The organism is Streptomyces sp. NPDC001941 (assembly GCF_040296945.1).
Taxonomy (GTDB): Bacteria; Actinomycetota; Actinomycetes; order Streptomycetales; family Streptomycetaceae; genus Streptomyces.
This window is the reverse complement of the sequence record NZ_JBEOYE010000005.1, coordinates 1-24,324: the sequence shown is the minus strand read 5'-3', so window position 1 is coordinate 24,324 and position 24,324 is coordinate 1. Positions and strand designations below refer to the sequence as shown.

The window sequence follows — 24,324 nt, the reverse complement described above, 5'->3', positions numbered from 1 at the left end:
CCGCCGAGACTGGGCGCATGACCAAGGGCACGACGGAGGGCACGGGCGCGGCCGGTGGCGCGCGGGGCACGAGGGACCGGGGCGGCCGGGAGGAGGCGGCGGACGGGCTGCGGCGCACGCTCGGTTTCCGTGACCTGGTGGTCTACGGGCTGCTGTTCATCGCGCCGATGGCGCCGGTCGGCGTCTTCGGCACGCTGGACGCGAAGTCGCACGGCGCGGTGGCGCTGGTCTACGCGGTGGCCACGGTGGCGATGGCGTTCACCGCATTCAGCTACGCGCAGATGGTGCGGGTCGCCCCGCAGGCCGGGTCGGTGTTCGCGTACGCGCGCAAGGGCCTGGGCGAGGGGCCGGGCTTCGTCGCGGGCTGGATGGCGATGCTGGACTACCTGCTGATCCCGGCGGTGGCGTACCTCTTCGCGGGGATCGCGATGAACGCGCTGGTGCCGTCGGTGTCCCGCTGGGTGTGGACGGCGCTGGCGGTGGTGCTGACCACGCTGCTCAACCTGTGGGGCGTACGGGCGGCGGCCCGGGTGGGCTTCGCGGTGCTGGCGATGGAGATCGCCGTGCTGCTGGTCTTCGTGGTGTCGGCGCTGGTCGTGCTCGTACGGGACGGGGCCAGGCGGGACTGGCTGTCGCCGCTCACCGGGGACGCCGGCTTCTCGATGGCGGCGGTGCTGGGCGCGGTGTCGGTGGCCGTGCTGTCGTACCTGGGCTTCGACGCGATCGCGTCGTTCGCCGAGGAGGTCACGGGCGGTTCGGCGAAGGTGGCGCGGGCGGTGGTCTTCTGCCTGGTGCTCGCGGGGACGCTGTTCGTGGCGCAGACGTACCTGGTGGCGCTGCTCGAGCCGGTCTCCTCGGCGGAGCTGGCCGCCCAGCCGGGCAAGCAGGGCTCGGCGTTCTACGACGCGGTGGAGGCGTCGGTGGGGTCGTGGCTGCACGACCTGGTGGCGGTGAGCAAGGCGATCGGCGCGGCGTTCGCGGCGCTGGCGGGGCAGGCGGCGGCCGGGCGGCTGCTGTTCGCGATGGCGCGCGAGCGCAGGCTGCCGAAGCTGCTGTCCCGTACGGACTCGGGCACGCCCCGGGTGGCGATCCTGCTGGCGGCCGTGGTGACCCTGGTGGCGGCGGTCTGGGCGGCCCGCAGGGACGACGGGATGGACCACCTGGTGTCGGTGGTCGACATCGGTGCCCTGACGGCCTTCGTGCTGCTGCACGCGAGCGTGGTGGGCTGGTACGCGGTACGGCGCAGGGAGGGCCCGGTCCGCTGGGTGGCGCACGTGCTGCTCCCGGTGGTCGGCGCGGCGGTCCTGGTCGCGGTGATGGCGAAGGCGTCCGGCGCGGCGCAGGTGGTGGGCGGCGTGTGGCTGGTGGTGGGGCTGGTGGTGCTCGCGGTGCAGGGGACGCGGCGGACCGCCGGACGCGCCTGACCGGGGCCGCGTGCCGGGTCCCGCTGTCGGGGCCGCGTGCCGGGGCCCGCTGTCGGTGCGGGTCGCTAGGGTCTTCGCATGGCTCTGAACACGTCCGCGGAAGCCCCGCTGCCCGTCGGTGAGGTGTCCCGGCTCATCGGCGGCTGGATCGACCGGCTCGGGGCCGTGTGGGTGGAGGGGCAGATCACCCAGCTGTCCCGGCGCCCCGGGGCCGGGGTGGTCTTCCTGACCCTGCGCGACCCCTCGTACGACATCTCGGTGAGCGTCACCTGCTACCGCCAGGTGTTCGACGCCGTGGCCGACGTGGTGTCCGAGGGCGCGCGCGTCGTCGTGCACGCCAAGCCCGAGTGGTACGCGCCGCGCGGCCAGCTGTCGCTGCGGGCCGCCGAGATCAAGCCCGTCGGCATCGGCGAGCTGCTCGCCCGGCTGGAGCAGCTCAAGCGCACGCTGGGCGCCGAGGGCCTGTTCGCCCTGGACCGCAAGAAGCCGCTGCCGTTCCTGCCGCAGCTGATCGGGCTGGTCTGCGGGCGCGCCTCGGCGGCCGAGCGGGACGTGCTGGAGAACGCCAGGCGCCGCTGGCCCGCCGTCCGCTTCGAGGTGCGCAACGTCGCCGTGCAGGGCGTCCACGCGGTGCCGCAGGTGGTCCAGGCGGTCCGGGAGCTCGACGCGATGCCCGGGGTCGACGTGATCGTCGTCGCGCGCGGCGGCGGCAGCGTGGAGGACCTGCTGCCGTTCTCCGACGAGCAGCTGGTGCGGGCCGTGGCCGACTGCCGTACGCCCGTGGTGTCCGCGATCGGGCACGAGCCGGACTCCCCGCTGCTGGACCTGGTCGCCGACCTGCGGGCCTCCACCCCGACCGACGCCGCCAAGAAGGTCGTGCCGGACGTGGGCGAGGAGCTGGACCGGGTGCAGGGGCTGCGGGACCGGGCGCTGCGCACGGTGCGCGGGCTGCTCGACCGCGAGGAGCGGGGCCTGGCGCACGCGCTGGGCCGTCCGGTGATGGAGCACCCGGGGCGGATGGTCGACGAGCGCGGGGCCGAGGTGGACGCCCTGGTGGCGCGCGGCCGCCGGGTCCTGGGCCATCTGCTGGACCGGGCCGACTCGGAGCTGTCGCACACCCGGGCCCGGGTGGTGGCGCTGTCGCCGAAGGCCACCCTGGAGCGCGGGTACGCGGTGCTCCAGCGCCGGGACGGCGCCGTGGTGCGCGCGCCCGGCGAGGTGGACGAGGGCGAGGAGCTGCGGGCGCGGGTGGCCGAGGGCGAGTTCGGGGTGCGGGTGTCGGGGACCGGGGACTGAGGTCCCGGGTCCTGGGTGGAGCGGGTGTCGGGTCGAGTGAGCGCGAAGAGAGTGAGTGAGATGGCTGGCAAGGGCGACGACGGCGGGTCGGGCGCGATGGGGACCCTCGGGTACGAGCAGGCGCGCGACGAGCTGATCGAGGTGGTGCGCCGGCTGGAGGCCGGCGGGACCACCCTGGAGGAGTCGCTGGCGCTGTGGGAGCGGGGCGAGGAGCTGGCGAAGGTGTGCCGGCGGTGGCTGGACGGGGCGCGGGCCCGCCTGGACGCGGCGCTGGCGGAGGGGGACGCGGAGGACGAGGCGGACGAGTAGGCCCTCCTGGCTCCTCCTGCTTCCTCCTGCCTCCCGAGAGCCTGACCCGAGGGCGTGACCGGAGGGCGGGGTTCCGGGCTTCGGTCCGGAACCCCGCCCTCCGTCTCTGTTGACCAGATCATTGCCGGGACCAGGAAGAAGACGCCGCGGGACGGTGTTGCGCTACCCGGACCGCCGTGGCGCACGGCGGCCCGCGGGGTCCCGGTGACCACGGCGCCTCCTGTGAGGCCGGTCACCCGCGGACCCCTTTAGTTGAAACTTAATCTATCTATGTCGTACGGTGACGACGTCGCCAGATCCGCACCGGCGACCCACATAAAGCCTGGAAGGTACGTAGATGTCCCTCGTTCTTGACCCCGCCGCCCAGGACCTCCTGTTCCGCGAGGCCCGCACCGCCAACACCTTCTCCGACGAGCCGGTGACCGAGGAGCAGGTCCAGGCGATCTACGACCTGGTCAAGTTCGGCCCGACCGCCTTCAACCAGTCGCCGCTGCGCATCACGCTGGTCCGCTCCGCCGAGGCCCGTCAGCGCCTGGTGAAGCACATGGCCGAGGGCAACCAGCCGAAGACCGAGGCCGCCCCGCTGGTCGCGATCCTCTCCGCGGACAACGAGTTCCACGAGGAGCTCCCGGCGCTCTTCCCGCACTTCCCCGCCGCCAAGGACGCCTTCTTCTCGGAGCGCCCGGTCCGCGAGCAGGCCGCCGGCATGAACGCCACCCTGCAGGCCGCGTACTTCCTCATCGGCATCCGGGCCGCCGGCCTGGCCGCGGGCCCGATGACCGGCTTCGACTTCGCCGGCGTCCAGAAGGAGTTCCTGGACGACGACCACACCCCGCTGATGGTCGTCAACATCGGCAAGCCGGGCGAGAACGCCTGGTTCCCGCGCTCCCCGCGCCTCGCCTACGAGGACGTCATCACCACCGTCTGAGACGGCTGGGACGACTCGCAAGGCTGGGACGGCTCGCACGGCTGAGACATCCGACGCGCACGCGAGAGGCCCCGGACACCACCTGGTGTCCGGGGCCTCTCGGCGTTCCCTCTCCGTACGGGCGGGGTCAGGCCTGCTTCGGGGCGGCCGACGCGGTCGGGCCCTGCGAGCGCAGCGCCTGCGCCATCTCCCCGAGGCGCTCGTACGAGGCGGTGCCCGTCACGACGGTGGTCGCGCCCTTGTCCGTGCGCACCAGGGCGCGGTACTTGGGGCCGTCCCAGCGCTGCCAGGTCTCGCCGCCCACCTGCTGCGTCTTGCCCGTGTTCTTGGCGTCCTGGCTGACCCGCCCGGCGAACTCGTCGGCCTTGGCCGACGTCGACTGCTCGATCGCGACGTACTGCTCGTCCGGGTCAAGGAACGCCAGGTGCCAGGCGTTGTCCTGGTCGCCCCGGTAGCGCACCGAGGTCGGCTTCCAGTCCTGGGACAGCCCGTGCGGCGCCACCACCGGGTAGGGCGCGGCGCGCTGCGCCGTCAGGAGTTCGACCCGGTAGTCCACGCGCTTGACCGGATCCTTGGACTCGTCGTGCGGGATGAAGAGATACATCACACCCGCGGCGATCAGGATGACCGCCAGCGACTGGATCATCCCCCGTACCGTCTGCTTGCCTCGCATACCTGCCACGGACCCATGTTCGCATCATGGACAGGGGGTTCCGCCGGGACCCCCACCCGTCCGGCCATATCGTCAGGGACCTGCCAAAGCGGGTGCTCATACGTGGGGCCCCCTGCTCAATATGTCGACGTACCGATAGAGTCGCAGCACCCTCTCTTCTTTCCGGCCGTCGCCGTACAGAAAGGTGCGCCCCGATGACCGAGCATCACCTGCCGTCCGAGCTCGAGGTCTCCCCCGAGGCCCCCGACCGCAACCTCGCCCTGGAACTCGTCCGCGTCACGGAGGCGGCGGCCATGGCCGCCGGCCGCTGGGTCGGCCGCAGCGACAAGAACGGCGCCGACGGCGCCGCCGTGCGCGCCATGCGGACCCTGGTCAGCACCGTCTCGATGAACGGCGTCGTCGTCATCGGCGAGGGCGAGAAGGACGAAGCCCCGATGCTGTTCAACGGGGAGCGCATCGGCGACGGGACCGGCGCCGAGTGCGACATCGCCGTGGACCCGATCGACGGCACCACCCTGACCGCCAAGGGCATGCCCAACGCCATCGCGGTGCTCGCCGCCGCCGACCGCGGCACCATGTTCGACCCGTCCGCGGTCTTCTACATGGACAAGCTGGTCACCGGCCCCGAGGCGGCCGACTACGTGGACATCACGGCCCCGCCGTCGGTGAACATCCGCCGGGTCGCCAAGGCCAAGAACTCCTCGCCCGAGGACGTCACCGTGGTCATCCTGGACCGCCCCCGCCACGAGGGCATCATCAAGGAGATCCGCGAGACCGGGGCGCGCATCAAGTTCATCTCGGACGGCGACGTGGCCGGCTCGATCATGGCCGTGCGCGAGGGCACCGGCGTCGACCTGCTGATGGGCGTCGGCGGCACCCCCGAGGGCATCATCTCGGCCTGTGCCATCAAGTGCCTGGGCGGCGTGATCCAGGGCAAGCTGTGGCCCAAGGACGACGAGGAGCGCCAGCGGGCGCTGGACGCCGGACACGACCTGGACCGGGTCCTGTCGACCAACGACCTGGTCTCCGGCGAGAACGTGTTCTTCGTGGCCACCGGCATCACCGACGGCGAGCTGCTGCGCGGAGTGCGCTACCGCGCCGAGACGGCGACCACCTCGTCCCTGGTGATGCGGTCCAAGTCCGGCACGATCCGCCAGATCGACTCCACGCACCGGCTGTCCAAGCTGCGCGCGTACAGCCAGATCGACTTCGACCGGGCCAAGTAGCCGCCCGGCGGCCGACCGGCACGCGCGGTACGAAGAGGGGCGCCCCCATGTGCGGTGGGGGCGCCCCTTCCCGTACGGACCGGGAGGACCGGCCCGCGACGACGGTACGGAGCGTACGGCCCTATCCGGCGGCCGCGACGCGGTCCGCGGCGGCCTTGCGCAGCTCGACCTCGCGGCGCCTGCGCCGGGCGAGGACCACACGGCGCTCGGCGGCGGTGAGCCCGCCCCAGACCCCGTAGGGCTCGGGCTGGAGCAGCGCGTGCTCCCGGCACTCGACCATCACCGGACACCTCGCGCAGACCCGTTTGGCGGCCTCCTCGCGCGACAGCCGGGCGGCCGTCGGCTCCTTGGAGGGGGCGAAGAACAGCCCGGCCTCGTCCCGGCGGCACACAGCCTCCGTGTGCCAGGGTCCGGCCTGGTCTTCCCGAGCGGGAATTCGCTGGGTCGGAACAGCGGCGACCTGGAGGGGCTGATGCGGCAGTTGCAGCACGGTCTACTCCTGACGACGGCTTCGCGAGCGAGAGACGATGCAGCAGTCCCTACCCGCTGTACGCGCGCCTATGCACTGAGTGGCACAGGGGTCCGAGGGGCGGAATTCCGCGCGATGCGCCATCGGCCGAAAAGCATCGGTCGACCGGCTCCCGGGGGTCAGTGCGGCAGGTGTTTGCGCAGGCGGTCGTGGAGGTCGGCGATGCGCTTGCCGCGCTTCGGCTTCGCCTCGATGTTCCCGAAGACCGAATATCCGTTCACGACGACGACGGGGGCCTCCGGATCGGCCGCCTCGGCCGTGACGACCTCGAAATTGCCGAAGACGCCGCTGCCGCTGCCGCGCAGCGAGATGTTCTCGGGGACCCGCACCTCGACGTTCCCGAAGATCGACGTTGCATTGATGGTGGTGACGCGCTGGGCGAAGATCGCCTCGGTGAGGTCGATCTCGACGCTGCCGAACAGCGCGAAGGCGCCGGTGCGCTGCCCGACCCGCCACCGCCCGCGCCGGGTGGAGCTGGAGAAGACCGCGACCAGGTTCTCGCCCGGGCCGGACCCGGGCTCCCCGGCGGGGTCGTACGCCCGGGCCGGGCGGGGCGCGGAGCCGGCCGCCGGGAGGTCCCGTACGAGCGGTTCGAGCTCGCCGAGGGTCTTGGCGCGGTACACGCCGTCGATGCGCTCGGCGTGCTCCTCGGCGTCGAGGCGCCCCTCGGCGAGGGCGTCCCTGAGGATGTCGGCGACGCGGTCCCGGTCGGCGTCCGAGGCCCGCATGGTGTCGGCGGGGTCGGCGAAGCCCTTCCGGTCCGCGGGGGCGGGCGGCTGCGGCTGCTGGGGGTGCTTCTCGAGGTCCACCCTCCCAGCCTAGCGAAACGCGATAGATCGCGACTAGGTGTGGTCCCCGGCGGGCGTGGCGTCAACTGAGCCTTACCTCACCGGGGCGGTCCGCCGCGGGCGTCATACGCTGGAGGGCGCGCTGCCGACGGAGGCCGCGCCGCTGTCCGCCGAGTGAGGAATGGCCGTACTGATGCCAGAGTTCGCGTACTCCGACCTGCTGCCGCTGGGAGAGGACACCACGCCCTACCGCCTGGTGACCTCCGAGGGAGTCTCCACCTTCGAGGCCGACGGCCGTACGTTCCTCAAGGTCGAGCCGGAGGCGCTGCGGGCGCTGGCCGCCGAGGCGATCCACGACATCCAGCACTACCTGCGCCCGGCGCACCTGGCGCAGCTGCGCCGGATCGTGGACGACCCGGAGGCCTCGGGCAACGACAAGTTCGTCGCGCTGGACCTGCTGAAGAACGCGAACATCGCGGCCGCCGGCGTGCTCCCCATGTGCCAGGACACCGGCACCGCGATCGTCATGGGCAAGCGCGGGCAGAACGTGCTGACCAGCGGCGGCGACGAGGAGGCCCTGAGCCGGGGCGTCTACGACGCGTACACCAGGCTGAACCTGCGCTACTCCCAGATGGCCCCGGTGACCATGTGGGAGGAGAAGAACACCGGCTCGAACCTGCCCGCGCAGATCGAGCTGTACGCGACCGACGGCGGCGCCTACAAGTTCCTCTTCATGGCCAAGGGCGGCGGCTCGGCCAACAAGTCCTTCCTCTACCAGGAGACCAAGGCCGTCCTGAACGAGGCCTCCATGATGAAGTTCCTGGAGGAGAAGATCCGCTCGCTGGGCACCGCGGCCTGCCCGCCGTACCACCTGGCGATCGTCGTCGGCGGCACCTCCGCGGAGTTCGCGCTGAAGACCGCGAAGTACGCCTCCGCGCACTACCTGGACGAGCTGCCCACCGAGGGCTCCGCCGAGACCGGCCACGGCTTCCGCGACCAGGACCTGGAGCAGAAGGTCTTCGAGCTCACCCAGCGGATCGGCATCGGCGCGCAGTTCGGCGGCAAGTACTTCTGCCACGACGTGCGCGTGGTGCGGCTGCCCCGGCACGGCGCCTCGCTGCCCGTCGCCATCGCCGTCTCCTGCTCGGCCGACCGCCAGGCCGTCGCGAAGATCACCGCGGAGGGCGTCTTCCTGGAGCAGCTGGAGACCGACCCGGCGCGCTTCCTGCCGGAGACCGAGGACACGCACCTGGACGCGGGCGAGGTCGTGCGGATCGACCTCAACCAGCCGATGGACGACATCCTGGCCGAGCTCACCAAGCACCCGGTGAAGACCCGGCTCTCGCTGTCCGGCCCGCTGGTCGTGGCGCGCGACATCGCGCACGCCAAGATCAAGGAGCGGCTGGACGCGGGCGAGGAGATGCCGCAGTACCTCAAGGACCACCCGGTCTACTACGCCGGTCCGGCCAAGACCCCCGAGGGCTACGCCTCCGGCTCCTTCGGCCCGACCACGGCGGGGCGCATGGACTCCTACGTCGAGCAGTTCCAGGCGGCCGGCGGCTCGAAGGTGATGCTGGCCAAGGGCAACCGCTCGAAGCAGGTCACCGACGCGTGCGCCGGCCACGGCGGCTTCTACCTGGGCTCGATCGGCGGCCCCGCGGCCCGCCTGGCGCAGGACTGCATCAAGAAGGTCGAGGTCGTCGAGTACGAGGAGCTCGGCATGGAGGCGGTCTGGAAGATCGAGGTCGAGGACTTCCCCGCCTTCGTCGTCGTCGACGACAAGGGCAACGACTTCTTCCAGGACCCGGCGCCGGAGCCGACGTTCACTCACATCCCGGTGCGGGGCCCCGGCCTGGCCTGATCACGGCCGCTCCCCCATTCGCTCACCCTCCGCAGTCCAGCGATTGCGGAGGGTGTTCGCGTGTCCGAGGGTGGGTTCCACGTGCCGCCGTACGGAAGGAACCCGGGCCATGCTCAGGAAGAAGGCGCTCGTCGCCGCAGTCAGCACCGCCCTGTGCGGCGCGCTCGCCTTCGGGCCGGTGGCGGCGGCCGCCGGCAAGGACCCCTCGCCACCCCCTTCCTCCGCGCCCTCCTCCCCGTCACCGGCGCCCGGCTGGCCGTGGGGCCCGGCGCCCGAGCCGGTACCGCCGGCGGGCACCAGCACCAGCCCGTCGCCGAGCACCTCCCCCTCCCCCAGCACCTCGCCGTCCAAGCCGCTGACCATGAAGGACGACCCCTTCCGCAACCGCGAGCGGATGGCCTCCGGGTTCCGCTACGTCGGCAAGTTCGGCGGGGCCGCCGGGCAGACCGCCGAGCTCGCGGCCATGGTGGTCGGCGGGGAGGACGACGGCGGGCGCCTGGAGAAGGCGCGCGTGGAGGCCGACGCCAGCCTGGACAACCTGCTCGCGATCATCCCCGGCGGCTCGCTGGCCCGGGCGAAGGCGGCCGGGCGGGACATCGGCACCACGGTCGCCCTGCTGAAGGCGGACAACCGGGACCTGGTGGAGGCGGGCCGGAAGCAGGACATCGCGAAGTTCATGTACACCGCGGCCACCACGATGGTGCACCTGTCGTTCCTGGCCGCCGACATCTTCTTCGGCCTCGGCTTCAGCATCGCGCAGCAGTTCCTTCCGTTCCCGCTGCCCAGGTTCGAGTGGCCGAAGGAGTGGACCAAGCAGCCGTCCGCCTCGCCCACCACCTCCCCCAGCGCCTCCCCCTCCGCGTCCCCGTCGGCCACCGAGAAGGACGCGCCCCCGGCCGCCACCCCGGCGCAGAGCCCGGCCGCGACGCCCGCCGCGATGAACCCGTGGTTCCCGGTCCAGCCGCAGGCGCCCGCCCAGCCCCCGGCCGCCCAGCCCCCGGCCGCGGCGCCCGCCGACGCGCCGGTGCCCGGTCTCCCGCGGCCGTCGTCGGCCTCGCCCTCCCCCGTACCGCCGCCGCCCGCCGGGCGGTTCGAGCCGACCGGCACGCCCGCGCCGGCGGGCGGACCGGTGGGGCGCGCGGCCTGCGAGGGCCTGGACGCGCTGACCGGCCTCACCCTGGAGCAGCTGGTCGCGCTGGACGTGCGGGGGCTCGCGGAGTGCGAGGCGCGGGACCTGACCGGCCGCCTGGCGGAGTGATCGGCCGATGACCCAGCCCGAGCCGACTCCCCCGCCGCCCGTGACCCCGGAGGCCCTGAGGCCGCCCGAGCCGCCCGTCGAGACGCCCGCCGAGCCGCCCGGGCCGCCCGGCGGTGACGGGGGCGGGGGCGGCGCCGGGCACCGCGGTCCCGCCGGTCCGCAGCCCCGCTGGGCGCGCAACTGGGAGCGGGCGAACCTGGTCCTGCTCGTCCTCTCCGCGCTCGCCACGACGGTCTTCGCGGTGCGCTACTACGCCGACGGCAGCGTCCACCACGGCCACACCCAGCGCAGCGGCTGGCCGCCGCTGGTGGTCAGCGCGGTGCTGTTCGCGCTCTTCCTGTCGGCCGCGGTGCTGCGGCCCTTCCTGCGCACCGCGCGGCGCTGCGCGCTGATGGCGGTGGCCGCGACGGTGGTCTTCTGCGTGGGCACGGTGGCCGTCTGGCAGGTCGTCGCCAAGGACAAGGTCCTGGACACCATGGTGGGCACGCCGCTGACCAGCCAGGGCCAGACGCAGAAGTACCTGGACAAGAAGCTGCCGGGGGTGAAGCTGCGGCAGCTGCCGACCGGGCTGTTCATCCAGGGCGCGAAGTTCTCCGACCCGCAGGAGGTGGAGGTCAACGGGTACGTCTGGCAGCGGTACGAGCCGGGGGTCCCGGAGACCAGCAAGGGCGTGACCTTCCCGGAGGCACCCGACGGCTACGAGATGACCGAGGTCTACAAGACGAAGACCACCGAGGGCCAGGAACTGCGCGGCTGGCACTTCAACCTGACGCTCCGTCAGCACTTCAGCTACGCCAAGTACCCGCTGGACAAGCAGAACATCTGGCTGCGGATGTGGACGGTGAGCGCCTTCGAGAACGAGGTGCTGGTGCCGGACTTCGCGTCGTACCCGCCCTGGCGGTACGACACCCTGGGCCTGGACCAGGACATCGTCTCCACCGGCTGGTCCCCGTACTACACCGGGTACAGCTACGGGGAGCACGACTACACGATGACGTACGGCGTCACGCCGTACACCGGGAAGTTCCTCTCGGCGCCCGAGCTCTACTTCAACGTCGGCATCGCGCGCAGCTACGCGGGGCCGCTGACCGGCAAGCTGCTCCAGTCGTTCTTCATCTCGGCCATCATGTTCCTGGCGCTCTTCGTGTACACCAAGGACGACCGCCGCAACCCCCGGTTCGGCTTCTCCACCTGGACGGCCATCTCGTTCGCGGTGTCGCTGCTGCTCGTGGTGGTGGTGGACCAGACGCAGATCCGGGAGATCGCGGGCGACACCTCGCTCACCTACATGGAGTTCTTCGCGATCTCCCAGTACATCGTGATCATGGGCATCTTCGCCAACGCCATCATCATCGGCTCCGAGGCGAAGATCCCCGCCCTGGAGTGGCGGGACAACCTGCTGCCCACGATCCTCTACTGGCCGGTGCTGATCGGGCTCTTCTTCGCCTTCACGGTCGGCGTCTTCGCCACGTAGTCGTACAGCCGGCGGGCCCGCCCGTCGAACATCGCGCCCCAGGCCGCGTCCGCGTAGTCGGCCGTCCCGGGCCGGGAGCTGGTCACCCCGGCCTGGACGGTCGCGCCGGACGCGGTCTGCGCGTACCAGGGGCCGCCGCTGGCGCCGTTGGTCATCCGGCAGGGCCGCAGCTGCTCGCCGCCGGGCATCCGCGGGTCGGCCACCGCGGTGGTGGCGCCCGCGCAGAACTGCAGGGTGCGGCCGTCGTACGGGGGCGCGAACGGGTAGCCGAGCGCGGTCTTGGGGCCCGGTACGGGGCCGAAGGCGGCCGGGCGCCCGCCGACCACGTCCTGCACGTGCCGCCCCCGCTCGTCCCCGGCCAGGCCCAGGAACGCGTAGTCGGCCCCGTGGTCCTCGCGCGCGGCCCACTCGGGGGCGATGCCCACCGCGGTGGCCGGGTACTGCCCGTAGGGCGCCCTGCCGTCCTCGAAGCCGGGGACGAACATCAGGGCCTTCATGAAGCCGCCGACCGCCTTCAGGTGCACGCAGTGGCCGGCGGTGGCGACGACGTCCTTGCTGGGGGCGCTGACCACGGCGGCGGTGCAGGTGGCCTTGCGGTCGTCGGGCAGCACCATGAACAGCCGCCCGATCCCCCGCACCGCGCCCGGGTCGCCGCGCCAGGGCCGCCCGTCGGGCGTCCCCTCGAAGAGCGGCCCCCCGCTCTCCTCGACGGCCTCGCGCATCCGCCGCGGGGTCCAGTACGCGCGCACCGCGGCCTGGTCGGCGGCGGTGGGGGCGACGGCGGCGGAGGGGGCCGCGGGCGGCGCCGCGAGCGAGGCGGCGGGCGTGGCCGGGCCCGTGGGGAGGAGGGCGGCGGAGAGCGCCGCGGCGGCCAGCGCGAGTGCGGGTATCTGCATACCGCCGAAGCTAGGCGGCCGCGCACCGGACGGCAGTCCGGGCGCGGCCTTTCGGGTGCGTGACGTGCGGTGACGCGGTGGACGGGCCCGCTACGCGAAGCGCTGCCGGGCGGAGCCGTCGCAGGGCTGGAGGCGCAGCGGGTCCTTGGCCGCGGCCAGGGTGGCGCACAGGCCGGTGGCGGCGGCCGGGCGCAGGGTGCCGTCCTGGCGCAGGAACCGCTGGTTGGCGGCGCCCGAGCAGTTCCACACGATCAGCGCGGCGCCCGCCTGGTACTTGGCGCCGGGCACGTCCAGGCAGCGGTCCTGGGTCAGCTGGGTGTGCAGCGTCCTGCGGGCGGAGTCGTACCACCAGCCCTGGTTGCGCCCGCCGTGGCAGTCCCAGCCGAGCACCGCGGTGCCGTTGGCGGAGGTGGCCGCGGAGACGTCGACGCAGGTGCCGGTGGCCGCGTTGGTGAGCGGGCGGTAGGCGTCGTCCCAGGCGAGCGGGAACAGCGTGGGCGTGCCGGAGGAGTTGACGTCCGCGCAACCGGCCTCCCCCAGCCCCGAGTCGTACAGCTGGGTCAGGCAGGAGGCGAAGGCGGCGTGGCCGCGGGCGTTGGGGTGGAAGGACTGGCGCACCGAGTTCTCGTCCGGTGTGCCGGGCTTGGACAGGTCGATGTACAGGCCGCGCGCCCAGGTGTCCTCCATGCAGACCTCGTGGCCGTGGAAGAGCCGGGAGTTGTCCAGGTAGGCGGCGCCGGTCTCCTGGGCGGCCTTGCGCATGCCGCGCTCGAAGGCGGGCACCGCGGTGTTGCGGCCCCACACGGTGTCGGAGTCGTAGCCAAGGCCGCCGCAGGCGAGCTTGCCGGGGAAGGACGGGTTGTCCTTGAAGTCGGGGCCGATCGGGCTCGGGTAGCCCATCAGCACCAGCTTGTAGTCGCCGTTGGCGTACCCGGCGTCGCTCATCACGGTCCGCAGGTCGCGCACGGTCTGCTCGACCTTGGGCACCAGGGCGTCGACGCGGGCCTGCCAGCCGCCCGCGTACTTGGGCTCGCAGGGGCCCTGGAGGGTGAGGTAGCGGGTGACGCAGTCGGTCATGACCGGGCCGAACTGGAGGTCGTCGTTGGCCCCGGCGACCAGCAGCACCATCTTGATGCGGGTGTTGCGGGCCTTGATGGCGAGGCTGTCGCTCTGCACCAGTTCGTCGGCGTACTGCTTGGAGCCGCCGATCCTGATGTTCCCGGTGTACGCGCCGGAGCAGGCGACGTTGAAGGTGAGGTCCGCGGGGATGCCGGTGCGGTGGATGGCGGAGTCGGGCGAGCGGTGGCACCAGTTGGTCGGGCCGTTGGTCGGCGACTCGTACGTGCCGACTCCCTCGCCGGATATCTCGCTGTCGCCCAGGGAGATGAGGCCGGTCTTGCGGTCGGCCATCGGGCGCACGGCGGGGTCGCCGTACAGCTTGGTGGCCTCGGCGGCGCGGATCGCCTCGAGCTCGGGCGACAGGGCGGTGGCCGCGGCCGGTGCGGGCGCGGCGGCCCGGGCCGCGGGGGTGACGGCGGTGAGCCCGCCGAGGGCGGCGGCGGTGGCGGCGAAGCCGGCCAGCGTACGACGGAGTCTGTGCCTGGTGCGCTCCATTGCGCCTCCTGGAAGTGGGGTTACCCACGGTTTTTACTGGCCGGTACGAGGCTTTGGGAATAGGCAGAACAAGACAAGTGCTCAACTTTTTCAGGAGGTCCGAAGACGATGACTGACACGAGTGAGTACCGGGTCGAGCACGACTCCATGGGCGAGGTGCGCGTCCCCGCCGACGCCAAGTGGCGGGCCCAGACCCAGCGGGCGGTGGAGAACTTCCCGATCAGCGGGCAGCGCCTGGAGCGCGCCCACATCGAGGCACTGGCCCGGATCAAGGCCGCCGCGGCCACGGTCAACGCGGAGCTCGGGGTGCTCGACGCGGACCTCGCGGACGCGGTCAGGGAGGCGGCCGGCGAGGTCGCCGAAGGCCGCTGGGACGACCACTTCCCCGTCGACGTCTTCCAGACCGGCTCGGGCACCTCCTCCAACATGAACGCCAACGAGGTGATCGCCACCCTGGCCACCGAGCGGCTGGGCCGCGAGGTGCACCCCAACGACCACGTCAACGCCTCGCAGAGCTCCAACGACGTCTTCCCCTCCTCCATCCACGTCGCCGCGACCGCCGCCGTCACCGGCGACCTGGTGCCCGCCCTGGAGCACCTGGCCGCCGCCCTGGAGCGCAAGTCGGCCGAGTTCGCGGAGGTCGTCAAGTCGGGCCGTACGCACCTGATGGACGCCACGCCCGTCACCCTGGGCCAGGAGTTCGGCGGCTACGCGGCCCAGGTGCGGTACGGCGCCGAGCGGCTGCGCGCCTCGCTCCCCCGGCTCGCCGAACTCCCCCTCGGGGGCACCGCCGTGGGCACCGGCATCAACACCCCGCCCGGCTTCTCCGCCGCCGTGATCGCCGAGGTGGCCCGCACCACCGGGCTGCCGCTGACCGAGGCCCGCGACCACTTCGAGGCCCAGGGCGCGCGCGACGGCCTGGTGGAGACCAGCGGACAGCTGCGCACGATCGCCGGCTCGCTGACGAAGATCTCCAACGACCTGCGCTGGATGGCCTCCGGGCCGCGCACCGGCCTCGCCGAGATCAACCTGCCCGACCTCCAGCCCGGCTCCTCGATCATGCCGGGCAAGGTCAACCCGGTGATCCCGGAGGCCGTGCTGATGGTCGCCGCCCAGGTCGCCGGGAACGACCTGACGGTCGCGACGGCCGGCGCGGCGGGCAACTTCGAGCTGAACGTGATGCTCCCGGTGATGGCGAAGAACCTGCTGGAGTCCGTACGCCTGCTCGCCAACGCCGCGCGCCTGCTCGCCGACCGCACGGTCGACGGGATCACCGCCAACGCCGAGCGCGCCCGCGAGTACGCCGAGTCCTCCCCCTCGGTGGTCACCCCGCTGAACAAGTACCTCGGGTACGAGGAGGCCGCGAAGGTGGCCAAGAAGTCCCTTGCGCAGCGCCGGACCATCCGTGAGGTCGTGCTGGAGGACGGCTACGTGGAGCGTGGACTGCTGACCCTGGAGCAGCTCGACGAGGCCCTGGACGTCCTGCGGATGACCCGGCCCTGAGCAGCCGGGCACGTGACGGGGAGCACCGCGCGCGCCCGGCGCACGTCGTGCTCTCCGTCACGGCGGTGCGCCGGGCGCGCGCCTAAGATCTGCGCATGACAGCGGAGACGACGAGCGAGGCGACGACGGAGTGGGCCCCCGGGACCCCCGTCCTGTGGCGCTACCGGGCCAACGGCGGCGACGGCCGGGTGCACATCGCCCGCCCGGTGACCGTCGTCCGGGACACCCCCGACCTGCTCGCCGTCTGGCTGGCCCCCGGCACCGAGTGCGTCAAGCCCGTGATGGCCGACGGCACCCAGGTCCACGAGGAGCCGCTGGCCACCCGCTACACGGCCGCCCGCACCACGGCCCGCTCGACCTGGTTCGGCACCGGGGTGCTCAAGCTGGCCCGGCCCGGCGAGCCCTGGTCGGTGTGGCTGTTCTGGGAGCGCGGCTGGTCCTTCCGCAGCTGGTACGTCAACCTGGAGGAGCCGCGCACCCGTTGGGCCGGCGGCGTGGACTCCGAGGACCACTTCCTGGACATCTCGGTCTATCCGGACCACAGCTGGACCTGGCGCGACGAGGACGAGTTCGCCCAGGCGCAGCGCGCCGGGCTGCTCGGCCCCGAGCAGGCCGGGCGGGTGCGGGAGGCCGGGCGGGCCGCCCTCGACGTCGTACGCGCCTGGGGCAGCCCGTTCCGCGACGGCTGGGAGGACTGGCGCCCCGACCCGCGCTGGACCGTGCCGGCGCTGCCCGTCGACTGGGACCGCACGGCCGTCGGGCTGGCCGGCTGACGCCCCGGCCGGCGGCCCGCACGGCGGCGGCGGTCACCCGGTGCGGCGGCCCCCGGCCGTGAGACCCTTGATGCGCCCCCGGGGTGCAAACGTAGGATCGTCCTCCGCACGGCCGCGGCGCACCAACGGGTGGGCGCCGAGCAGGACCTGACCGCTAGTCAACTACGAGGGGGGTGGACCGGTGACGGACGTCCGCCCGGATCCGCACTCCCCTGTCACGGCCGCCCGCGCAGCGGGTATACGGGATGACGAAGCGATTGCACCGCACAACCGGCCCGGACGGACGGAACCTCACGCGTGACGGAGCACCCCACCTCCCACGAAGGCCGCCAGCCCCTGGCTGACCGGTCTCTGGAACGCACCCGGCCGCGGCGGGAGACGGCCGCGCCGTCGGCCGTCGCCCCGGCGCTCACGCCGCCCGCGGGACCCGCCGCGCCCCGGTCAGGACCCGGCGCGCTGCCGCCCCAGCAGGACCCCACCGGGATCGCCCGGCGCGAGGGCGACCGGCTGCGGTTCGTGGGCGCCGCCACCCGGCGCATCGCCCGCGGGATAGACCTGGACGAGATCGTGCTGGGGCTGTGCCGGGCCACCGTGCCGACGTTCTCCGACGTGATCCTGGTGTACCTGCGCGACCCGCTCCCGGTGGGCGACGAGCGCCCGGTGTCCCCGTTCGTGCTGCGGCTGCGCCGCACCGACCGGCTGCGCCTGAGCGAGGACGACACCGACGGCTCGGGCCTGGCGGGTCCGCTGCTGCTCAGCCACGCGGAGGCCGAGGTGCTGCCCGCCGCCGAACTGTGCGAGGTCCGCGCCGGCGGGGCGCTGGCGGAGGTGCTGCGCGGGGTGCGCCCGGTCTTCGGCGACTCGGCGGCGGCCCGCGCGGCGCTGCCGGAGCTGCTCGGCGAGGAGCGCGCCGTCCCGGGCGGGCACCGCGCGATCCTGGCCCCGCTGCGCGGGCGGCGCCGGGTGATCGGCGCGGCGGTCTTCCTGCGGCGCACCGACCGGCCCGCCTTCGAGGCCAACGACCTCCTGGTGGCCGCCCAGTTGGCGACGCACACCGCGCTGGGCATCGACAAGGCGGTGCTGTACGGCCGCGAGGCGTACATCGCCGACGAGCTCCAGCGCACCATGCTGCCCGACTCGCTGCCGCAGCCGACGGGCGTGCGGCTGGCCTCGCGCTACCTGCCGGCCGCCGAGACGGCCCGGGTGGGCGGGGACTGGTACGACGCGATCCCGCTGCCGGGCAGCCGGGTGGCGCTGGTGGTGGGCGACGTGATGGGCCACTCCATGACCTCGGCCGCCATCATGGGCCAGCTGCGCACCACCGCGCAGACCCTGGCGGGCCTCGACCTGCCGCCGCAGGAGGTGCTGCACCACCTGGACGAGCAGGCGCAGCGGCTGGGCCAGGACCGGATGGCGACGTGCTTGTACGCGGTGTACGACCCGGTGTCGCACCGGATCACGATCGCCAACGCGGGGCATCCGCCGCCGATACTGCTGCACCTGGGCGGGCGTGCGGAGGTGCTGCGGGTGCCGCCGGGCGCGCCGATCGGGGTGGGCGGGGTGGACTTCGAGGCCGTGGAGCTGGACGCGCCGGCCGGGGCGACGCTGCTGCTGTACACCGACGGTCTGGTGGAGTCGCGGCTGCGGGACGTGTGGACGGGGATAGAGCAGCTGCGGGAGCGCCTCGCGGCGACGGCGCAGCTGACCGGTCCGGACCATTCGCCGCCGCTCGAGGCGTTGTGCGACGACGTGCTGGACATGCTGGGGCCCGGGGACCGGGACGACGACATCGCGCTGCTGGCGGCCCGGTTCGACGGGATCGCGCCCAGTGACGTGGCGTACTGGTTCCTGGAGCCGGAGGACGCGGCGCCGGGCCGGGCCCGGCGCCTGGCGCGGCGGGCGCTGGCGCGCTGGGACCTGGAGGAGCTCTCGGACTCGGTGGAGCTGCTGGTGAGCGAGGTGGTGACCAATGCGGTGCGGTACGCGGAGCGGCCGGTGACGCTGCGGCTGCTGCGTACGGACGTGCTGCGCTGTGAGGTGGGTGACGACTCCCCGCAGCTGCCGCGCCAGCGCAGGGCGCGGGAGACCGACGAGGGCGGCCGGGGGCTGTTCCTGGTCAACCGGCTGGCCCGGCGCTGGGGCGCCACCCGGCTCTCCACCGGCAAGGTCGTCTGGTTCGAGCTGCCGACCCGCGCCTGACCTCCGGGCCGCCGGTCCGCGTCCGGCGCACGCGCACGTGAAGGTGGCCGGACCCCGTGCGGGGTCCGGCCACCTTCACTTCACGTCGTGCCGCGGGCCGTCGGGCTCAGGCCGTCAGGGCTGGGGCGGCGGTTTCGGTTTGCCGCCGGTGGTGCCGTCGGTCCCGCCGTTGTCGCCGGTTCCGCCGTCGTTCCCGGTGCCGCCGTCATGGCCCGTGCCGCCGTCGTTCCCGGTCCCGCCGTCGTCGCCCGTACCGCCGTCGGTCGGGCCCCCGGTGCCGGTGCCGCCGTCGGTCGGGTCGACCGGCGGCTTGCTGTTGCTCGGCTTGCCGCTGGGCTTGCCGCTCGGCTTGTCCTCCGGCTTCTCGCTCTCCTTGTCCTCCGGCTCGGTGGAGCGGGAGGGCTTCTGGGAGGGGCTGTTGGACGTGGACGGCTGCGGGTCCGGGTTCACGGACTCCACGCCCTCCAGGTCGAACTCGGCGTCGGAGCCGCCGTCGAGCGCGCCGGTGGTGTACTGCTGCCAGATCTGCGCGGGCACCCCGCCGCCGTTGGCGCGGCGGCCCTTGTCGACGGTGTCGAACAGGGTGACCTGGCCGGTGCCGTCCGGCTTCTCGCCGAACAGGGCGACGGCCGTGACCAGTTCCGGGGTGTAGCCGGCGAACCAGGCCGAGCGGTTGTTCTCGGAGGTGCCGGTCTTGCCCGCCGCCTGGTAGTCACCGGCGGCCTTGGTGGCCGAGCCGGAGGTGACGACGCCCTGCATGGCCTTGGTCACCGTGTCGGCGACCTCGCGGTTGAGCACCTGGCCGCCGATCGCCGGCTTGGGCGCGTACGCGCGGGAGCGGTGCTCGGCCTTCTTCACGATCGTCGGGGTGACCAGCTTGCCGTGGTTGTCGAGGGTCGCGTACACCCCGGCCATGTCCACGGTCGAGGCGCCCATGGTGCCCAGCGACATGGCGGGCCGCTCGGGCCAGCCCTTGCCGTCGTGCATGCCCATCTTGAGCGCGGTGTCCTTCACCTTGTCCGGGCCGACGTCCACGATCATCTGCGCGAAGACCGAGTTGACCGACTTGTTGGTGGCCTTCTGGACGTTGATGTCGCCGTAGCTGACGTCGTCCTCGTTCTCCGGGTTGAACGGGGTGTCGCTGCCGACGACCGGGCGCTTGCTGGTGCCGTCGTAGATCGTCGACAGGCCGATCCTGTCGCCGCCCTGCGTCTTGGAGCCGTTCTCCAGGGCGGAGGCGAACACGACCGGCTTGAAGGTCGAGGCGGGCTGGTAGTCGCGGCGCGTGGCGTTGGAGATCCAGTGCTTGGTGGCGCCGATGCCGCCGTACATGGCGACGATCTGGCCGGTCTTGGGGTCGACCGAGGTGGCGCCCGCCTGCACGGTCGCGGCCTTCTTGTCGCCCTTGCGGTCCAGCCGCTTCTCCAGCTGCTCCTCGACCGACTTGGTGAGGTCGCCCTGGCGCTTCTTGTCGATCGACAGGGTGACGGTCCAGCCGCCGGCCTTGAGCTGCTCCTCGCTGACGCCGGAGCGGACCAGCTCCTCGTTGGCGGCCTCGACCAGGTAGCCGGTCTGGCCCTCCATGCCGGGGGCGGCCTTCGGGGCGTGCGGCACCGGGAACTTGGTGAGCGCCTTGCGCTTGGCGGGGTCCAGCCACTTCATCTCGACCATGTTGTCGAGCGTGTAGTTCCAGCGGGCGGTCACCAGCTTCTTGCCGGTCTCCGAGGCGACGGCCCAGTCGTACTGGCTGGGGGCCTGGAGCAGCGAGGCGAGGTACGCGCCCTGCGCGACGCTGAGCTTGGCGGCGTCGACGCCGTAGTACGCCTGGGCGGCGGCCTGGATGCCGTAGGCGCCGCGGCCGTAGTAGCTGGTGTTGATGTACCCGGCCAGGATCTCGGGCTTGCTGCTCTCGTTGTCGAGCTTCAGCGAGATCACCAGCTCCTTGAGCTTGCGGGTGACCGTCTGGTCCTGGTTCAGGTAGAAGTTCTTGACGTACTGCTGGGTGATGGTGGAGCCACCCTGCTTGCCCTTGCCCGAGAGGGTGTTCCAGACGCCGCGCGCGGTGCCCTTCACGTCGACGCCGCTGTCGTCGTAGAAGGTCTTGTTCTCCGCGGCGACGAAGGTGTGCTGGACCTCCAGCGGGATCTTGTCCAGGCCGACGATCTCGCGGTTCACCTTGCCGCTGCGCGCGAGCACGGTGCCGTCGGACCACTTGTAGACGTTGCTCTCCAGCTGCGCCTGGGCGTTGGCCTCGGGCACGGGCGTGACCAGGTAGAGGACGTACAGGCCGCCCATGCCCAGCAGGGCGCAGACGAAGAAGGTGCCGAGCAGCTTCTTCCAGGTGAAGAAGCGGCGTATGCCTCCGCCGTCCTTCTTCGCCCGGCGGGACCCGCCCTGCCGGGCGCGTCGGTCGTCCGCTCGACCCATCTCTTCGCCGCTCCGCTCTCGCTGTGTGTCCGCCGGACCCGTCGTCCGGCTTCCTTCGGCTGGTGCTCGCCCTCTGATCGGCTCAGCAAGCTAACACCGCCCGTACAGACAAAGGACAACCGATCCGGTCTTTTCCGGACGTGAGAATCAGCACCCGTCCCTCAGGGAACCGACTCGTGTGTCTCTCAGGGAACCGACTCATGAAAAGGGCCGAGGGTTGCCGCGTTCAAAAAAGTGATATCACTTTGCTAGAGTCGTGGAGACGGCGGCGAACCGGCCGCCGCGGAGCGGAACGGGGAGCCCTCATGCCCACCACCAGCCACGACGCCCACCGGACCGACCCGGACGTGCCCGTGATGCCCGATCCGGAGGTCCGCGAATTCGCCGCGCGCAGCGTGGGCGGCGCCCTGACCCTGGTGCTCGGCCTGGCGGGCCTCGCGGGCGGCGTCGCCCTCGTGGTGACCGGCGCCACGGGCGGCAACCCGGCCCTGGTCGTCGTCGGCGTCCTGCTGGGCGTCGGCACCCTGTTCGCCCTGGGCGGGCTGAACATGGTGGCCCCGGGCGAGGCCCGGGTGGTCCAGCTCTTCGGCCGCTACCGGGGCACGGTGCGCACCGACGGCCTGCGCTGGGTGAACCCCTTCACCTCGCGCACGAAGATCTCCACCCGGGTGCGCAACCACGAGACGGCCGTCCTGAAGGTCAACGACGCCTACGGCAACCCGATCGAGCTGGCGGCCGTGGTGGTGTGGAAGGTGGAGGACACCGCGCAGGCGATGTTCGCCGTGGACGACTTCCAGGTGTTCGTCTCCACCCAGACCGAGGCGGCGGTGCGGCACATCGCGATCGAGTACCCCTACGACGCGCACGAGGAGGACGGCCTCTCGCTGCGCGGCAACGCCGAGGAGATCACCGAGAAGCTCGCGGTGGAGCTGCACGCCCGCGTGAAGGCGGCCGGCGTGCGGATCATCGAGTCCCGCTTCACGCACCTCGCGTACGCTCCCGAGATCGCCTCCGCGATGCTCCAGCGCCAGCAGGCCGGTGCGGTCGTGGCGGCGCGGCGGCAGATCGTGGACGGCGCGGTCGGCATGGTCGAGGCGGCGCTGGTCCGGCTGGAGGAGCGGGACGTCGTCGAGCTCGACCCGGAACGGAAGGCGGCGATGGTGTCCAACCTGTTGGTCGTGCTCTGCGGTGACCGCGCGGCCCAGCCGGTCGTGAACACGGGCACGCTGTACCAGTGACCGAGCGCAAGGAGCGCAAGCAGGTACTGCTCCGGCTGGACCCGGCGGTGTACGAGGCGCTGGCGCGCTGGGCGGGCGACGACCTGCGCAGCGCCAACGCCCAGATCGAGTTCCTGCTGCGCAAGGCCCTCGCGGACGCAGGCCGGCTGCCGGGCGGCACCGGCCCGATCCCCCGGCGGGGGCGCCCGCCGAAGGCGGAGTAGGGCGGACGGCGCGGTACGGGGAGCGGGATCCTGGGGCTCCCGGGGCCCGCTCCCCGTACCACCGGTACAGCTATACACCGCGTGTACAGTGGGGCGCATGTCCATTGGTCACACCCTCCTCGGCCTGCTCGAGTCCGGCCCGCGCCACGGTTACGACCTCAAGCGCTCCTTCGACGAGAAATTCGGGCACGACCGGCCCCTGCACTACGGGCAGGTCTACTCGACCATGTCCCGGCTGCTGAAGAACGGGCTCGTCGAGGTCGACGGGGTGGAGGCCGGGGGCGGCCCCGAGCGCAAGCGGTACGCGATCACCGAGGCCGGGGTCACCGACGTCGAGCAGTGGCTGCGGGCGCCCGAGAAGCCGGAGCCGTACCTCCAGTCCACGCTCTACACCAAGGTCGTCCTCGCCCTGCTGACCGGGCGCAGCGCCGCCGAACTCCTGGACACCCAGCGCTCCGAGCACCTGCGCCTGATGCGCGAGCTCACCCAGCGCAAGCAGACCGGCGACCTGGCCGACCAGCTCATCTGCGACCACGCGCTGTTCCACCTGGAGGCGGACCTGCGCTGGCTGGAGCTGACCGCGGCCCGTCTGGACGACCTGGCCAGGGCGGTGGCGAAGTGAGCGGGCCGCTGCTGAGCGCGACCGGCGTCGAGAAGGCGTACGGGCACACGCCCGCGCTGAACGGCGCCTCGTTCTCCATACGCGCGGGCGAGGTCGTCGCCGTGATGGGCCCCTCGGGCTCCGGCAAGTCCACGCTGCTGCACTGCATGGCCGGGATCGTCCGCCCGGACGCCGGGCGCATCGACTACGACGGCCGCGAGCTGTCGGCGATGGGCGACCACGAGCGCAGCTCGCTGCGCCGCACCGACTTCGGCTTCATCTTCCAGTTCGGCCAGCTGGTGCCCGAGCTGACCTGCGCCGAGAACGTGGCGCTGCCGCTGCGGATGAACGGCATGCGCCGCCGCCCGGCCGAGCGCAGGGCCAAGGAGTGGCTGGAGCGCCTGGAGGTCGACGACGTCTCGCGCCAGCGGCCCGGCGAGGTCTCCGGCGGCCAGGGCCAGCGCGTCGCGGTGGCCCGCGCCCTGGTCACCGAGCCGCGCGTGGTCTTCGCCGACGAGCCCACCGGCGCCCTGGACTCGCTCAACGGCGAGCGCGTGATGCGGCTGCTGATGGACGCGGCCCGGGACACCAGCGCGGCCGTCGTGCTGGTCACCCACGAGGCGCGGGTGGCCGCCTACTCGGACCGCGAGATCGTGGTGCGCGACGGTACGGTGCGCGACCTGGCGGGCGTGGCGTGAACCGGCTGAACACCTGGGCCCGCGACCTGTCGATGGGCGCCCGGTTCGCCGTGACCGGCGGCCGCCAGGGCTGGACCAGGACCCTGCTCACCGCGCTCGGCGCGGGCCTGGGCATCGCCGTGCTGCTCGTCGCCGCCTCGGTGCCGCAGATCCAGCAGCACCGCGGCGACCGCACCGACGCCCGCGCCGTCTACACCGGCGGCGACGAGGCCCCGCGCTCGGACCACTCCTTCCGCTACGTCGAGGCGCACACGGTGTTCCGCGGCGAGACGGTCAACGGCACCGTGGTGGGCGCCGCGGGGGCCCCCCCCCCCCCCCCCCCCCGCCCGGCGCCCCCCCCCCCCCCCCCCCCCAGGTAAGCGAGGCCCGGGGCGGCGCGGCCGCCGCGGGGGGCCCGGGGGCCCCA

At 72.8% G+C, this 24,324-nt stretch carries 22 protein-coding genes; 16 read left to right on the top strand and 6 right to left on the bottom strand.

Features of this window, described 5'->3' with window-relative positions; translation table 11 throughout:
• Positions 1 to 17: 17 nt before the first annotated feature.
• The 4 genes from ABT160_RS06345 (at position 18) to ABT160_RS06330 (ending at position 3,957) form a co-directional block, all read left to right on the top strand.
• The gene (locus ABT160_RS06345; RefSeq protein WP_351644263.1) at positions 18 to 1,424 is read left to right on the top strand and encodes an APC family permease; all 1,407 of its coding nucleotides are present in this window, start codon (positions 18 to 20) and stop codon (positions 1,422 to 1,424) included.
• A gap of 78 nt (positions 1,425 to 1,502) precedes the next feature.
• Positions 1,503 to 2,720 (top strand): exodeoxyribonuclease VII large subunit, encoded by a 1,218-nt coding sequence (gene xseA, locus ABT160_RS06340; protein WP_351644260.1) that lies wholly within the window; start codon positions 1,503 to 1,505, stop codon positions 2,718 to 2,720.
• Positions 2,721 to 2,780: 60 nt separating this feature from the next.
• Positions 2,781 to 3,029, top strand: a complete 249-nt coding sequence (locus ABT160_RS06335; protein WP_351644258.1) for an exodeoxyribonuclease VII small subunit — start codon at positions 2,781 to 2,783, stop codon at positions 3,027 to 3,029.
• Positions 3,030 to 3,366: 337 nt separating this feature from the next.
• Positions 3,367 to 3,957, top strand: a complete 591-nt coding sequence (locus ABT160_RS06330; RefSeq protein ID WP_351644255.1) for a malonic semialdehyde reductase — start codon at positions 3,367 to 3,369, stop codon at positions 3,955 to 3,957.
• 127 nt (positions 3,958 to 4,084) lie between these two features.
• Here ABT160_RS06330 and ABT160_RS06325 read toward each other — a convergent pair whose 3' ends face one another.
• Positions 4,085 to 4,639, bottom strand: a complete 555-nt coding sequence (locus ABT160_RS06325; protein ID WP_351644252.1) for a DUF4245 domain-containing protein — start codon at positions 4,637 to 4,639, stop codon at positions 4,085 to 4,087.
• Between the two features lie 185 nt (positions 4,640 to 4,824).
• Here ABT160_RS06325 and glpX point away from each other — a divergent pair, with 185 nt between their 5' ends.
• Positions 4,825 to 5,856, top strand: coding sequence for a class II fructose-bisphosphatase (gene glpX, locus ABT160_RS06320; protein ID WP_351644251.1), 1,032 nt, complete (start codon positions 4,825 to 4,827; stop codon positions 5,854 to 5,856).
• 121 nt (positions 5,857 to 5,977) lie between these two features.
• On the opposite strand, the gene ABT160_RS06315 is transcribed toward glpX, so the two are convergent.
• Entirely contained in the window at positions 5,978 to 6,346 is a 369-nt protein-coding gene (locus ABT160_RS06315; protein WP_351644248.1) for a WhiB family transcriptional regulator, read from the bottom strand.
• Positions 6,347 to 6,504: 158 nt separating this feature from the next.
• On the bottom strand, positions 6,505 to 7,194 hold the full coding sequence (locus tag ABT160_RS06310) for a DUF1707 SHOCT-like domain-containing protein (RefSeq protein WP_351644246.1): 690 nt from the start codon (positions 7,192 to 7,194) through the stop codon (positions 6,505 to 6,507).
• A 172-nt stretch (positions 7,195 to 7,366) separates the two neighbouring features.
• Here ABT160_RS06310 and ABT160_RS06305 point away from each other — a divergent pair, with 172 nt between their 5' ends.
• The 3 genes from ABT160_RS06305 to ABT160_RS06295 all read left to right on the top strand — a co-directional run bounded on the left by ABT160_RS06305 (position 7,367) and on the right by ABT160_RS06295 (position 11,766).
• Positions 7,367 to 9,034, top strand: a complete 1,668-nt coding sequence (locus ABT160_RS06305) for a fumarate hydratase (RefSeq protein ID WP_351644244.1) — start codon at positions 7,367 to 7,369, stop codon at positions 9,032 to 9,034.
• Positions 9,035 to 9,143: 109 nt separating this feature from the next.
• Positions 9,144 to 10,292 carry a hypothetical protein gene (locus ABT160_RS06300; protein ID WP_351644242.1) on the top strand — a complete coding sequence of 383 codons (1,149 nt, stop codon included), beginning with the start codon at positions 9,144 to 9,146 and terminating at the stop codon, positions 10,290 to 10,292.
• A gap of 7 nt (positions 10,293 to 10,299) precedes the next feature.
• Positions 10,300 to 11,766 (top strand): hypothetical protein, encoded by a 1,467-nt coding sequence (locus ABT160_RS06295; protein WP_351644239.1) that lies wholly within the window; start codon positions 10,300 to 10,302, stop codon positions 11,764 to 11,766.
• On the opposite strand, the gene ABT160_RS06290 is transcribed toward ABT160_RS06295, so the two are convergent.
• Both ABT160_RS06290 and ABT160_RS06285 read right to left on the bottom strand, forming a co-directional pair.
• On the bottom strand, positions 11,706 to 12,662 hold the full coding sequence (locus ABT160_RS06290) for a trypsin-like serine peptidase (RefSeq protein ID WP_351644236.1): 957 nt from the start codon (positions 12,660 to 12,662) through the stop codon (positions 11,706 to 11,708). The two genes, ABT160_RS06295 and ABT160_RS06290, sit on opposite strands and share 61 nt — an antisense overlap.
• A 90-nt stretch (positions 12,663 to 12,752) precedes the next feature.
• Entirely contained in the window at positions 12,753 to 14,276 is a 1,524-nt protein-coding gene (locus ABT160_RS06285; protein ID WP_351644234.1) for a ricin-type beta-trefoil lectin domain protein, read from the bottom strand.
• Between the two features lie 108 nt (positions 14,277 to 14,384).
• On the opposite strand from ABT160_RS06285, the gene ABT160_RS06280 reads away from it, so the two are divergent.
• The 3 genes from ABT160_RS06280 (at position 14,385) to ABT160_RS06270 (ending at position 18,751) form a co-directional block, all read left to right on the top strand.
• Entirely contained in the window at positions 14,385 to 15,779 is a 1,395-nt protein-coding gene (locus tag ABT160_RS06280; protein WP_351644232.1) for a class II fumarate hydratase, read from the top strand.
• A 95-nt stretch (positions 15,780 to 15,874) separates the two neighbouring features.
• A complete protein-coding gene (gene fomD / locus ABT160_RS06275; RefSeq protein ID WP_351644229.1) occupies positions 15,875 to 16,552 on the top strand; it encodes a cytidylyl-2-hydroxypropylphosphonate hydrolase in 678 nt (225 codons plus the stop codon).
• A 297-nt stretch (positions 16,553 to 16,849) separates the two neighbouring features.
• Complete coding sequence (locus ABT160_RS06270; RefSeq protein ID WP_351644227.1) at positions 16,850 to 18,751, top strand: SpoIIE family protein phosphatase; 1,902 nt, start codon at positions 16,850 to 16,852, stop codon at positions 18,749 to 18,751.
• Positions 18,752 to 18,865: 114 nt separating this feature from the next.
• Here ABT160_RS06270 and ABT160_RS06265 read toward each other — a convergent pair whose 3' ends face one another.
• Positions 18,866 to 21,178 (bottom strand): transglycosylase domain-containing protein, encoded by a 2,313-nt coding sequence (locus ABT160_RS06265; RefSeq protein WP_351644225.1) that lies wholly within the window; start codon positions 21,176 to 21,178, stop codon positions 18,866 to 18,868.
• 305 nt (positions 21,179 to 21,483) lie between these two features.
• Between ABT160_RS06265 and ABT160_RS06260 the strand changes: the two genes are divergently transcribed.
• From ABT160_RS06260 to ABT160_RS06240, 5 genes are all read left to right on the top strand, one after another.
• A complete protein-coding gene (locus ABT160_RS06260) occupies positions 21,484 to 22,416 on the top strand; it encodes an SPFH domain-containing protein (protein ID WP_351644222.1) in 933 nt (310 codons plus the stop codon).
• Complete coding sequence (locus ABT160_RS06255; protein ID WP_351644220.1) at positions 22,413 to 22,619, top strand: type II toxin-antitoxin system antitoxin; 207 nt, start codon at positions 22,413 to 22,415, stop codon at positions 22,617 to 22,619. The genes ABT160_RS06260 and ABT160_RS06255 overlap by 4 nt, the downstream gene beginning before the upstream one ends.
• A 97-nt stretch (positions 22,620 to 22,716) precedes the next feature.
• Positions 22,717 to 23,241, top strand: a complete 525-nt coding sequence (locus ABT160_RS06250) for a PadR family transcriptional regulator (protein WP_351644218.1) — start codon at positions 22,717 to 22,719, stop codon at positions 23,239 to 23,241.
• Entirely contained in the window at positions 23,238 to 23,918 is a 681-nt protein-coding gene (locus ABT160_RS06245) for an ABC transporter ATP-binding protein (protein WP_351644216.1), read from the top strand. Before ABT160_RS06250 ends, ABT160_RS06245 begins: the two co-directional genes overlap by 4 nt.
• A complete protein-coding gene (locus tag ABT160_RS06240) occupies positions 23,915 to 24,277 on the top strand; it encodes a hypothetical protein (protein ID WP_351644213.1) in 363 nt (120 codons plus the stop codon). The genes ABT160_RS06245 and ABT160_RS06240 overlap by 4 nt, the downstream gene beginning before the upstream one ends.
• The last annotated feature ends 47 nt before the right edge of the window (positions 24,278 to 24,324 follow it).